The following is a 12,552-nucleotide window of genomic DNA, read 5'->3' on the forward strand; positions in this document are numbered from 1 at the left end:
CTCGAGCGAAGCGAGACGAGGCTCGGGAGAGCTTTGCTCTCCCGGTGGTGAAAAAGGCCGTACGGTTCGCTCGGCGGATGCTCAGTACAGAGTACTCACCTGTCGTTCGGTCCAGAAGATGTATTCTGAATAAACCATCGAACCAGTACGAGGACGCTCACAGAGTTTCGGGACAACCGTGTTCTCGTCGGTCCCACCGTCAAATCAATCACTCCAGTCTCGTCGTTCCCGAGCATCTGTTGAGGGGCGATTCCCTGTTGAAGACGTTCTGTGATATCTGGAACGTTACAACGATTTACTATCTCTAACGTCGTATATTCGGGCGTTATGGAACAGCGAGAAGCTAAATCACGTCTCGAATCCAGATTACGATCTGCCGTCAGAGACAGTCCCGACCTCCACTCCGCGTACTTGTTGGTCCATTCCGATAGCCGGGACCTGCATTGGAATATGGCCACCGGACGGACGGGAGATACCGAAGCCGCTCCAGAGCAACCATTCTACGCAGCCAGCATCGGCAAGAGCTTCACGTCGACAATCGTGGCCATGCTCTCGGACGACGGCCAGCTCAGTTTCGACGACCCGATAGGAGAGTATCTATCGACCTCGATCCTCGACGGCCTTCACACGATTGACGGGACAGACTACACAGACGAGATTCGAATCAGTCATCTCCTCGGTCACACCTCCGGACTTCCGCACTCCCTCCCCGAAGGCGGAAAGATGTTTTTGAACACTCGACTGGAAGCATCACCCGAGGGGAAGACACTGTTCGACGAGATGTTGGCGGACCCGGACCGGACGTGGGAACCGGAAGCGACTATCGAATGGGCGAAACGAAATCTGGAGCCCCACTTCCCGCCCGGCGAGGACTGTTACTATTCGGAGTTCGGGTACAATTTGCTCGGACTGATTATCGAGAGCGTGACCGACCAACCGTATCACGAGGCCCTGAAGGAGTTCCTCTTTGACCCATTGGAGATGGAGCATTCGTACTTACCCCCGTTCTCAGAACCCGCAGTAGACAGCGAACTCCCCACAGCTCCATTTTACATCGGCGAGACGAAGCTCGACGTGGACACAGTGCCTTCGTTGAGCGCCTTCTATGCCGGTGGACAGACCGTAAACACCGCAGAAGAACTGTTTCGGTTCCATCGGGCCCTGGTCGAGGGCAAACTCGTATCCGAGGAGACGCTCCAGGAGATGCGGCAGTGGAACAAACTGTGGCAAGGAATCGACTACGGCTACGGCTTCGTCCGCATTCGCCCCTTCCCGTTTCTCGAACGATTCCACTCGTGGGGTGGACTCGGCGCGAGTAGCGCGTTCATGGTGTACAATCCCTCGATCGATGTCTATCTGGTCGGAACATTCAACCAGTGGTCGTATATGCGAAAGAGCATGATGTTTCTCTTCCGAACGCTCCGTTCGATCTCGAAGGTGGAACGAACCTGACGATAGCTTCGCAAGCGATAGAAGAACCAATTTTAGAGCGTACAGTCAGGGTATTTAGGTGCCAAGCTCTGGCATCCCAGTGAGTAATCAATACGCACTCCGAACCGAACGGGCAGTCCGACCTGCGAAGCGCGAAACCAGCGATCCTGTTCCTTTCCCGCCGAACTGCTCGGTCAGCGCCGGTACAACCTGATAACCATCTTTTCCACTCGGGGCCGCTCACTGCGTTCGCACCCCACTCGTGGAAAAACATGGGTGAAAAACCGTCAGAGCAAAGCTCTGACGACCCCTCGTTCGCCTCGCTCACGAGGAAGACCGCACCTCGCTCCCGTCGGTCGCTCGGTGCGGCGAACCGGCTCGGCGCTTCGCGCCTCGCCGGACGTTATCCGCCGAACTGCTCGGTCAGCGCCGGAACGACTTCGAACAGGTCGTCGACGATACCGTAGTCGGCGATGTCGAAGATGGGCGCGTTGGGGTCTTTGTTGATCGCGATGATGGTGTCGGCGCCCTTCATCCCGGCGACGTGCTGGACCGCGCCGGAGATACCGACGGCGATGTACACGTCGGGGGTCACAACCTTCCCGCTCTGGCCGACCTGCCGGTTCTTGGGGAGCCAGCCGTTGTCGACCACGGGGCGAGAGGCCGAGACGGTGGCGTCCAGCGCCTCCGCGAGGTCCCAGATGATGTCGAGGTTGTCCTCCTCCTCGATACCCCGGCCGACGGAGACGAGCACGTCCGCCTCGGAGATGTCCACGTCGCCGCCGGCGGCCTCCTCGAAGCCCGTGACCGTCGAGCGGACCGCGCCCTCGTCGATGCTCACGTCGAACGGTTCGACGGTCGCGTCGCCGCCGGAGGGCGCGGCGGGCCACTCCGCCGGCCTGACCGTCAGCGCCGCGTGGTCGCTCTCGACCTCGATAGTCGTCTCGACTTTCGACCCGTACATCTCGCGGGTGACGGTCAAGGACCCGTCTGCTTCGAGGCCGACGGCGTCCGTCACGAGCGGGTAGTCGAGGCGCTCGGCGACGGCCGGCGCGTAGTCCAGCCCGTTGACCGTGTGAGGCAGGAGGAGGTACTGCGGGTCGAGATCGTCGGCCAGCGCCTCGACGGCCTGGACGTACACGTCGTGGTTGAACTCCTCGCCGTAGTCGACGGTGTGGACGGCGTCGACGCCCTCGCGGGTCAGTTCGTCGCCGAACGATTCCACGTCGCCGCTCACGACCGCGACGTGCAACTCGGACCCGGTCGCGTCGGCCAGTTCCCGGCCGGCGCTCACGAGTTCGTGGCTCACGTCGCGCAACTCCCCGCGTCGGTGCTCCGCGACGGCCAGCACCGTCATTGGCCCACCCCCTCGTCCCGCAGGACGCCGGCCAGTTCACCCGCTGTCTCGTCGGGGGCGCCCTCGAACACGGTCGCCTCGCCCTCGCTCTCCGGTTCGTAGGTCGCCGTCCACCGCAGGGGCGACTCCAGCGCGCTGCCGTCGAGGCCCAGCTCCTCGAGCGATTTCACGTCGAGGGGCTTGTTCTGGGCCTGTCGGATCCCCCGGAGGCTGGCGTACCGGGGCTCGTTGATCCCCGTCTGGATGGTCAGGACGGCCGGCAGTTCCACGTCGGTCAACTCGTCCACGCCGCCCTCCAGCTCGCGGTGGACGGAGGCGAGCCCCTCGTCCTGGTCGAGGTCGAGCTGATTGACGACGGCGGCCCACTCGTCGCCGAGTTTCTCGGCGAGCGTGACGCCCGTGGCGGCGAAGCTGTCGTCGCCGCTCTGGACGCCCGAGAGGATCAGGTCCGGCTCCTCCTCGCGGGCGACCGCGGCGAGCAACTCGGCTTTCGTCTCGGCGTCGAGCAGGTCCCGTTCGGCGATGGCGTCGTCCCAGACGCGGACCGCGCGGTCGGCTCCCTTCGCCAGCGCCTTCCGGATCACCTCCTCCGAGCGCTCCGGGCCGACGGTGACGGTCACGACCTCGACGTCCGTCACGTCCTCGGCGATCTGGACGGCCTCCTCGACGGCGTAGTCGTCCCACTCGTTGAGTTCGTAGGTGAGATAGCGTTCGTCGACGTCGAGTCCGTCGATCTCGAACTCGTCGTCGACGACTGCCACGTCGGTGACTGTGACGAGGACTTTCATGCACCGAACGTTGGCCCGGTCGGCGGTTAAACGTTTCCGAGGGCCGGACCGTTGTTCGGCGTTTTCGCCGTCGAAATCGCCACGCACGGGAGAATCTGCCGGTCACTCCGAGTCGATGTCGGTGACGTCCTCGTCGGGGAACGAGATGAGGTTCTCGCGACCGATCCGGAGCTTGTCGATCCGGTCGTCGTCGTCCATCGCCGAGAGCAACTGCGAGACCTTCGCGTTCGACCAGCCGGTCTCCTGGACGATGGCGGCCTGTTTCATCCGTCCGCCGTTTCGCTCGATGAGTCGCTCGACGCGCTCCTCGTCGCTGAGGAGTTCCTCGTCGATTCCGCCGTCGTCGGTCGCGTCGCCCGCGCTGGCGGTCACGTCGGCACCGGCGCCGGCCGCCGCCCCCGCCGCGACGCCCGCTCTCTCGTCGTCTGCCGACACGTCTGTATCGGCCGGGGAGTCGGTTCCGGCGGCACCGTCGCTCTCGGTTTCGGCGGGGGACTCGGCGCCGGCGTCCGTCCCGGAACTCCCGTCGTCGCCGCTACCGACGAGTCCGCCGAGGCCGTCGTCGTCTTCGTCGCGGCGCATGTAGACGGCGAGCACGGCGGCGCTCGCAGCCGCGACCACCACGACGATCCCGAGCGGGAGCGCGTCCAGGAACTCGCTCCCGTTCCCGCCTGGACTGGTCCCCGGTCCCGCGGTCGGTCCGTCGAGCGTCGACGTCGGCGACACCGCCGTGGGTCCGGTGGTCGTCGGCGGCGTCGTGAACGGTGTGGCGTCCCCCGAGTAGACGATCCAGGGGCCGCGGTCGCCGAAGTTCTGGGGTCCCTCCCAGCGAGCCACGCCGTTCTCGAGGTTGGTCACCGCCGACGTGCTGGCCGTCGGCGCGCTACTGACGCCGTACCCGCTCGGCGGTTCGATCACGAGCGTCTCCCGGTCGGTCAGCTTCGGCAACCAGACGCCCGTGCTCGTGTTGAACGCGTCGTCGACGTAGAGTCTGTTCCCGCTCGTCCGCGCGAAGTCCGTCCACGTGAACGTGATCCACAGCGCTCCGGTCTCGTTGTGGAGCGCGTGGTGCCGCTGGACGTTCTCGATCTCCATCGTCCGACCGGTCACGTCGCTCGCGTTCTCCGCACCGGCTCTGAACGTGTCGAGTGCGAACGGCGACTCCGTCTCGTTGAACTCGTCGACGAGGTCCGCGAACGCCTCGCGTTCGTCTCCGTCCGTAACGGAGACGACGGTCATGACTCGCCACTCTGCGTCACCGTCGGCGGCCACGTCGACCCGCATCTCGACGTCCCCAGAGTCGAGAGAACTGTTGTGGGGGCGTTCGATCGCACCAGCGACCGCTCCCGACTGGGCGCCCGGATCCGCGTGCGCCGCGCCGAGGGCCATCGCTGGCGCGGCCCCTGCCAAGAGGAGGACCAGCGTAACGAGGGCTGCGAACGACCGCGGGGACATACACGACTCATTTCCGGCCTCGCGGAAAACACTTTCCATTAAAACGTCTCTGCTGTTTTTGAAACGTCTACACGGCTCTCGGGCCTTTACGATAGTATCGAGAGTAGGTGGATTTTTGTAATCGGGCACGAAAGAGTCCGTGTGATGCCCAGAGACCGCCCTGTCCTCCTCGCCGTCCTCGTGGCGGCCGTCGCCCTGGCCCCGGTGGTCGGCGCGGCCGCTGCCGCCCCGGCTGTCGGGGGCGCCGACGCGACCGATGTCCACTCGGACGCGGCGTCCCAGGCCCAGCCGGCCGGCGCCCAGTCAGTTTCGGGAACCGAGCAGACAGCCTTCTCCCTCACGCCGCGGTCCGCCGACGTGGCCCGAACGGTCGTCGTCTCCCAGCCGAACACGTCGAGCTATCTCGGGATCCGGGACGAAGCGGTCCAGCAGTCCGGCCAGGACAGCGTGTCACTGAACGTCGGCAGTGCGATTCAACAGGACGTTACCGAGCTCGAGAGCGAGTACACTTCGCTTACGTTCGAACAGCGCTACGAGAACACCACCGGTCGACAGGCCCGACTGGACGTGATCCGGAGCGAGGTCGATCGGCTGGAACGGCGCGTGCAGGAGCTCGAACTGCGCCGGAATCGCGTGATCAACAGCTACAACGACGGCGACTACGACACCGAAGCGTTCCTGCAGGAACTGGCGTCGCTCGACGTGGCCGCCCGCGGGATGGAGTCCGAGTTCGACCGGGTCCGGGGGGCGGCGGGTCTGGGACTTCCCTCGGACATCGACACGAAACTCGACAACCTCGAGGGCGACCTGCTCACCCTCCACGGGCCGGTTCGCCAGCAGATCGGCGGCGCGATGTCCGGCGCTCGCGACCCGCTCTCGGTGTACACGGTCACGTCCCAGACCGGCGTCGTCCTCGCGGCCAAGGAAGGGTCGCTGTACTACCGCGAGGCCTACCTCGGGCAGAACCGCAACCAGGTCGGAACCAACGAGTTCGTCACCGAGGACGACCCCAGCGGGATCAGCAACGCGAACACCCGCGCGACGCAGCTCTACCCGTGGGTATACGACAACTACCGTTCGGGACCGAACGTCGAACCGATCGGCAACACGTCGATCTACTATGTCCAGCTGGGTCACCCGCACGGCTCGCTGGACACCTACCTCGACGGCCGCTCCGGGGACGCGTTCCGCGAGTACCAGACCAAACCCCTCGACGCGCTCCCGACCCGACAGACGACGAACGTGAGTTCCAACGTCCGCCTCACGATCAACCGCACGCACGCTACCGGACCGATGGAGATCGTCGTCACCGACAACCTCACCGGCGAATCGCTGGACGCGACGGTGACGGTCAACGGCCACGACGTCGGTTCGACCGGTGACGACGGCCGTCTCTGGACGCTCACCCCACAGCGCTCCGTCCGTATCACCGTCACGACGGAGAGCGGACGGACCGTCCACGAGCGGTTCTTCTCGCGCTGAGGGCGGCGAAAATCGGTTTTCTGCGTTCGATCGCGGCGAGCGCGGTCCTATTCGGGCACTTCGGCGACGGTCGTGATCGCGACTTCCGGGCTGTACGATGGCCCTGCATCCACCTTTTTCCGCTCGGGTCGCTGCGCGACCCACTCGCGCAAAAATCTGGACCAAAAACCCGCTCGCTCACTCCGTTCGCTCGCGGCCCTACTCGGGCACTTCGGCGACGGTCGTGATCGCGACTTCCGGGCTGTACGATGGCCCCATCGTCACGTGGCGGAACTCCTCGAAGCCGGCTTCGGAGAACATGCGGTCTGCTTCCTCGGCGTCGTAGAACAGCATGAACGCGTCGGCGAGCTTCTGGAAGATGGCCCGCGAGGGGTAGTTCGGGCCGACGATGAGCACCTGACCGCCGGGCTCGGTGACGCGGCGACACTCGGCGAGCGCCTCGACCGGGTCGGGCCAGTACTCGATCGACCCGGAGGACCACACCACGTCGAAGGTGTCGTCCTTGAACGGGAGTCGCTGGGCGTCGCCGCGATAGAACCGCACGGGGTCGTGCTTGCCGAGCTTCGCCCACGCTTTCTCCATCTGGTGGACGCTCTGGTCGAGCCCGTGGACGTTCCCGGTGTGCTGGAGGATGCCCTCGGTGCCGAAGCCGGTCCCACAGCCGACGTCCAGCACTCGGTCCCCGTCTTCGATGTCCAAGAGGCCCAGCGCCTGCGCGCGCATCTCCTCGGTCCAGATGAAGGGGTTGATCTGGTCGTACACCTTCGAGAGATACTTGTAGAACAGACGGGCCCGCGACTTGTCTTGGACGGCCATTGCCGAGGGTTAGGCCCAGTCGGGCATAATTCCCCTGTTTTCCGACGCTTCGCCGTCGACCGAGCGGGCACGGGGGTCAGTCGGCCGACACGAGGGGGCAGCGAGCGAGGCAACGAGATGACACGCTCGCACGGCGTCTGGCGCCGCTGGGCGGCGACACTTCGCAACTACCAAATAGGCCCTGAACGGATCTCTCCACGATTAGCAAATGCCAAGGCCAGAGGTTCTCGACCGAGTCAAAGACGCCGAACAGGAGGCGGACGAGATCGTCGCCGAGGCCGAGGAGGACGCCGAGGAGACGATCGCGGCCGCGCGTGACGAGGCCGACGAGATCCGCGAGGAAGCCCGCGAAGACGCGGACGCCGAGGCCGAGGAGCGTCTCGCAGACGCGCGCGAAGAGATCGAGACCGAGCGCGAACGGATCCTCGAAGAGGGGGCCGAAGAGCGTGAGGCACTCGAGGCGCGCGCGAGCGAACGCACGGAGGACGTGGTCGAATTCGTCGTGACACAGTTCGAGGAGGCGGTGCATGCTCAGACCTAAGCGAATGAGCAAGGTGTCCGTGACCGGCTCCAAGGCCGTCATGGACGACGTCATCGAGACCGTCTACGACCTCCATCTCGTCCACTTCACCGACTACGACGGCCGCTGGCCGGGCTTCGACAACGGCTCGCCGATGGAAGGCGGCGACGAGGCCTCGGAGAACCTCGTCACCGTCCGCTCGCTCAAGAGCATCCTCGGCGTCCAGCCCGAGGACGCCGGTCCCAGCCGGATCGTCACCGACGACACCCTCGAGACGGAACTCGAGGAGGTCAGGACCGAGGCCAACGCGCTCGACGACGAGCGCAACGAACTGGAGAGCGAACTCCGCGGGGTCGACGAGGAGATCGACGCGATGGACCCGTTCGCGACGCTGGGCATCGACCTCGACCTCCTGTGGGGCTACGACTCGCTGGCCGTGCAGGTCGGCCACGGCGACTCCGGCAGCGTCGAACGGGCGCTCGCCGACGTCGACGCCGCGACCGGCGTCTTCGCCGAGGACGACGTCGTCGCCGCGTTCGCCCACACTGACGAGGAGACGCTCCAGAGCGCGCTCGTCGAGGCCGACTTCACGGCCGTCGAGGTCCCCAACGAGGAGGGCGACCCGCAGGACGTGCTCGGCGAACTCGAGCACCGAAAACAGCAACTCGAATCGAAGCTCGCGACCGTCGAGAACCAGATCGAGGAGCTTCGCTACGACGTGGCCGGCTTCCTGCTGGCCGCCGAGGAGAAGTTCTCGATCCGCGCACAGAAGACCGAGGCGCCGCTCTCGTTCGCGACGACCGAGAACGCATTCGTCGCCGAGGGCTGGATCCCGAGCGAGCGCGTCGCGGACTTCGAGGCCGCGCTGGCCGACGCCGTCGGCGAGCACGTCGACGTCGAGGAACTCGAAGTCGCCGAGTACGACCGCCACGGTCACGCCGCGACCACCGAGGGCGTCGACCACACGCCGGAGAAGACCGGCGCCGGCACCGGCGGCGTCGAAGAGGAAGAGGCCGCCGCGCGGTCGTTCGAGGACGAGGAAGAAGAAGAGGCCGAGCCCCAGGAGGCCCGCGCCGATGGGGGTACGGTTACGATGGCGGACGACGACCCGCCGGTGATCCAGGACAACCCCGGGATCACCCAGCCGTTCGAACTCCTGACGAAGGCCGTCGGTCGGCCCAACTACTCGGAGTTCGACCCGACGATCATCCTCTTTCTCACGTTCCCGCTGATGTTCGGATTCATCATCGGCGACGTGGGGTACGGGCTGATCTACACGGCCATCGGCTACTACATGATCCGGAACTACGACTCGGACGCGTTCAAGAACTTCGGCGTCATCACCGCCGCGTCCGGGCTCGCGACGACGATATTCGGCGTTCTCTACGGCGAGATATTCGGACTACATCTGGTCGCCTCGATGTTCTGGGAGGGCGTCGTGGGACTCTCCCACGCGCCCATCGAGAAGGGCCTCTCCCCGGCGACGAGCTACTGGGCCGAGACGTGGTTCGTCGTCACCGCACTGTTCGGCCTGTTCCACCTGAACACGGCCTACGTGCTGGAGTTCCTCGAGAACCGGACGCTCCACGGCACGAAGGAGGCCATCATCGAGACCGGCTCGTGGATCCTCGCGCTCAACGGGCTCTGGCTGTTCATCTTCAGCACCCTGTTCGAGGGCGCCAAGCCTGACCTCCTGTTCACCGTCCTCAACGAGGGACAGGGCGCCGGGTTCGAACTGGGCTTCTCCGGGTTCTCGCCGGTCGTCGGCTGGCTCGGGCTCGGGATGGTCGGTCTCGGGATGGCGCTGCTGGCCATCGGACCGGTCCACGAACTCATCGAGATCCACGTCGTGCTGGCCCACACCCTGTCGTACCTGCGTATCGCCGCGGTCCTCCTCGCGAAGGCGGGGATGGCGTTCGCGGTCAACCTCCTGTTCTGGGGGGCGTACGCGGTGCCGGGTGACCACGGTGCCGAGTGGCACTTCATGCTCTCGCACGGGAGCGAGTACGTGCTCAGCCACTACGAGAGCGCGGAGATCCTCTTCCCCGGCATGGTCCACATGGGGCCGGCGATGGCCGTCTTCGGCGTCGTCGTCCTGATCGTCGGGAACCTGGTCGTCCTGATCCTCGGGGTCACCTCCTCGGGGATCCAGTCGGTGCGCCTCGAGTTCTTCGAGTTCTTCGAGAAGTTCTACGAGGGCAACGGGACGGTGTACTCGCCGTTCGGGACCGAGCGGACCTACACCACCGACGACGGGTCCTGACGGGCCCGTTCGCCGCCGCAGTTCGACGCCGCGGCCGGTCGCCGCGACCGGTCCGCTGTCGCGGATAGCCGCGCTCACGGGATCCGGTTTTGCGGACTTCATTCGACGTATTTGGGAAGCTTTATGCCCACGATAGAGCAATTCGGGGGTGTACGGAACGGAACCGTCGCGACCTAACTCATACACAATGATCGAGAACACCGCCGAACTCGCCAACGTCGTACTGCAGGGAGAAGGAGCAAGTAGCCCGGCACTGACCGCACAGGGTGCAGCCGCCATCGCCGTCGGGCTGGGCGCCCTCGGGACGGGCATCGCACAGCGGTCCATCGGTGCCGCGGCCGTCGGGGCCGTCGCCGAGGACGACGACATGTTCGTCCAGGCGCTGATCTTCACTGCACTGCCCGAGACACTGATCATTATTGCCTTCGTGACGCTGTTCATCGCTGGGCAATAAGCCTCTCTCACACCCTTTCACTACACATGAGCCTCGATACCGTCGTAGAGGACATTCGAGACGAGGCCCGCGCGCGTGCGGAGGAGATTCGCGCCGACGCCGAGGCACAGGCAGACGAACTCATCTCGGAGGCCGAGGCCGACGCCGAGTCGATCCGCGAGGAGCGCGACCGGGAAGTCGAGGCCACCATCGAGCAGGAACGCGAGCAGAGAGTCTCCAGCGCGAAGCTGGAGGCCAAACAGGAGCGCCTCGAGGCCCGCCGCGACGTGCTGGCCGAGGTCCGCGACTCCGTCGAGTCGGAAGTCGCCGCGCTCGAGGGCGACACGCGCGAGGAGCTGACGCGCACGCTGCTCGACGCCGCGACGGCGGAGATCGGTGACACCACCGACGCCGTCGTCTACGGACGGCCCGACGACCAGGACCTCCTCGAGGAGATCCTCGCGGACTACGACGTGGAGTACGCCGGGGAGTACGACTGCCTCGGCGGCGTCGTCGTCGAGAGCGAGTCTTCCCGGGTCCGCGTCAACAACACCTTCGACTCGGTGCTGGACGACGTCTGGGAGGACAACCTCCGAGAGATCAGCGACCGTCTGTTCGGAGACAAATGAGCACGACAGACGACTACGAGGACAGCAACTACGAGTACGTCACGGCCCGCATCCGGTCGCGTCGGTCGAAGCTGTTCGACGACGACGACTACCGGAAGCTGGTCCGAATGGGGACCGGCGAGATCGCCCGATTCATGGAGGAGTCGGAGTACGAGACGGAGATGAACCGGCTCGGCTCCCGGTACTCCGGGTCGGACCTCGTCGAGTACGCGCTGAACGAGAACCTCGCGGGACACTTCGACGACCTGTTGCGCTGGTCGAACGGTCGGCTGTACGACTACGTCGCCCGCTACCTGCGGAAGTTCGACGCGTGGAACATCAAGACCGTACTCCGGGGGCTGTACTCGGACGCGCCGCGCGACGACGTCGAGGCCGACCTCATCGACGCCGGCGAGTTCTCGGCGGACCTGCTCGACGACCTCGTCGATGCCGGCTCCGTCGAGGAAGTCGTCGAGGCGCTCGACCGGACGATATTCGGCGACGCGCTCGGTGCGGCCGTCGAGGACTACGAGGAGACCGGCCTGCTCGTGCCCCTCGAGAACGCCGTCGACCGGACGTTCTACGAACACCTCATCAGCGGGCTGCCGGACGAGCCCGACCGGGCGACGGGGCTGTACATCGAGTTCCTCGAGGCCGAGATCGACTTTCGGAACCTCCGGAACGCGCTGCGACTCGCTCGTAGCGGCGCCGACATGGACCCCGCCGACTACTACATCGACGGGGGCCGCCTGTTCGACGCCGACGAGCTCCGACAGCTCGTGGCCAACGAGGACCAGCTCGTCGAACGGGTCCGCACGAGCGTCTACGGCGACGAACTCGACGACGCGCTCGACGTCCTCGCCGACGCCGAGAGCCTCATCGAGTTCGAACACGCCCTCGACGCGGCGCTGCTCGAGTACGCCGACACCCTTTCCAATCGCTACCCCCTATCCGTGTGTCCGGTGCTCTCGTTCGTCCTCGCGAAGGAGCGGGAGGTCGACAACGTCCGCGCGATCGCGCGGGGCCGCGAGGCGGGACTGAGCCCCGAGCAGATCGAGGCGGAACTGGTGGTACTATGAGCCAGGAGATCGGCGTCGTCGGCAGCCCGGACTTCACGACCGGCTTTCGGCTGGCGGGCGTCCGGAAGTTCGCCGACGTACGCGACGACGACGAAGACGAACAGTTCGACGAGGCGGTCCGGGAGATGCTCGAAGACGACGACGTCGGCATCCTCGTGATGCACGACGACGACCTGAATCGCCTCTCCCGCGGCGTGCGGTCCGACGTCGAAACCAGCGTGGAACCGGTGCTGGTCACCCTCGGTGGCGGTACCGGCTCCAGCGGACTCCGCGACCAGATCAAACGCGCCATCGGCATCGACCTGATGGAGGAAGACTAA

At 65.5% G+C, this 12,552-nt stretch carries 12 protein-coding genes; 8 read left to right on the plus strand and 4 right to left on the minus strand.

Annotation, left to right across the window (positions count from 1 at the left end):
* Positions 1 to 450 precede the first annotated feature (450 nt).
* Positions 451 to 1,452 (plus strand): serine hydrolase domain-containing protein, encoded by a 1,002-nt coding sequence (locus tag D1409_RS07180; RefSeq protein WP_328587663.1) that lies wholly within the window; start codon positions 451 to 453, stop codon positions 1,450 to 1,452.
* A gap of 382 nt (positions 1,453 to 1,834) precedes the next feature.
* On the opposite strand, the gene D1409_RS07185 is transcribed toward D1409_RS07180, so the two are convergent.
* From D1409_RS07185 to D1409_RS25375, 3 genes are all read right to left on the minus strand, one after another.
* Positions 1,835 to 2,788: an electron transfer flavoprotein subunit alpha/FixB family protein gene (locus D1409_RS07185; protein ID WP_123535526.1), complete on the minus strand. Its 954-nt coding sequence runs from the start codon at positions 2,786 to 2,788 to the stop codon at positions 1,835 to 1,837.
* Positions 2,785 to 3,576, minus strand: coding sequence for an electron transfer flavoprotein subunit beta/FixA family protein (locus D1409_RS07190; RefSeq protein WP_123535528.1), 792 nt, complete (start codon positions 3,574 to 3,576; stop codon positions 2,785 to 2,787). Before D1409_RS07190 ends, D1409_RS07185 begins: the two co-directional genes overlap by 4 nt.
* Positions 3,577 to 3,678: 102 nt before the next feature.
* A complete protein-coding gene (locus D1409_RS25375; protein WP_235853525.1) occupies positions 3,679 to 5,031 on the minus strand; it encodes a helix-turn-helix transcriptional regulator in 1,353 nt (450 codons plus the stop codon).
* A 144-nt stretch (positions 5,032 to 5,175) separates the two neighbouring features.
* On the opposite strand from D1409_RS25375, the gene D1409_RS07200 reads away from it, so the two are divergent.
* Positions 5,176 to 6,513, plus strand: coding sequence for a PspA/IM30 family protein (locus tag D1409_RS07200; protein ID WP_123535530.1), 1,338 nt, complete (start codon positions 5,176 to 5,178; stop codon positions 6,511 to 6,513).
* Positions 6,514 to 6,711: 198 nt separating this feature from the next.
* Here the strand turns inward: D1409_RS07200 and D1409_RS07205 are convergent, their stop codons facing one another.
* Positions 6,712 to 7,329, minus strand: a complete 618-nt coding sequence (locus tag D1409_RS07205; RefSeq protein WP_123535532.1) for a methyltransferase domain-containing protein — start codon at positions 7,327 to 7,329, stop codon at positions 6,712 to 6,714.
* 208 nt (positions 7,330 to 7,537) lie between these two features.
* Between D1409_RS07205 and ahaH the strand changes: the two genes are divergently transcribed.
* The 6 genes from ahaH (at position 7,538) to D1409_RS07235 (ending at position 12,552) form a co-directional block, all read left to right on the plus strand.
* Positions 7,538 to 7,870 carry an ATP synthase archaeal subunit H gene (gene ahaH / locus D1409_RS07210; protein WP_123535534.1) on the plus strand — a complete coding sequence of 111 codons (333 nt, stop codon included), beginning with the start codon at positions 7,538 to 7,540 and terminating at the stop codon, positions 7,868 to 7,870.
* Positions 7,857 to 10,112 (plus strand): V-type ATP synthase subunit I, encoded by a 2,256-nt coding sequence (locus D1409_RS07215; RefSeq protein WP_123535536.1) that lies wholly within the window; start codon positions 7,857 to 7,859, stop codon positions 10,110 to 10,112. The genes ahaH and D1409_RS07215 overlap by 14 nt, the downstream gene beginning before the upstream one ends.
* Positions 10,113 to 10,299: 187 nt before the next feature.
* A complete protein-coding gene (locus D1409_RS07220; RefSeq protein WP_123535538.1) occupies positions 10,300 to 10,566 on the plus strand; it encodes a hypothetical protein in 267 nt (88 codons plus the stop codon).
* 26 nt (positions 10,567 to 10,592) lie between these two features.
* Positions 10,593 to 11,174, plus strand: coding sequence for a V-type ATP synthase subunit E (locus tag D1409_RS07225; RefSeq protein ID WP_123535540.1), 582 nt, complete (start codon positions 10,593 to 10,595; stop codon positions 11,172 to 11,174).
* Positions 11,171 to 12,232, plus strand: coding sequence for a V-type ATP synthase subunit C (locus D1409_RS07230; protein ID WP_123535542.1), 1,062 nt, complete (start codon positions 11,171 to 11,173; stop codon positions 12,230 to 12,232). Before D1409_RS07225 ends, D1409_RS07230 begins: the two co-directional genes overlap by 4 nt.
* A complete protein-coding gene (locus D1409_RS07235) occupies positions 12,229 to 12,552 on the plus strand; it encodes a V-type ATP synthase subunit F (RefSeq protein ID WP_123535544.1) in 324 nt (107 codons plus the stop codon). Before D1409_RS07230 ends, D1409_RS07235 begins: the two co-directional genes overlap by 4 nt.

Source organism: Halosimplex salinum (assembly GCF_003730195.1).
Lineage (GTDB): Archaea > Halobacteriota > Halobacteria > Halobacteriales > Haloarculaceae > Halosimplex > Halosimplex salinum.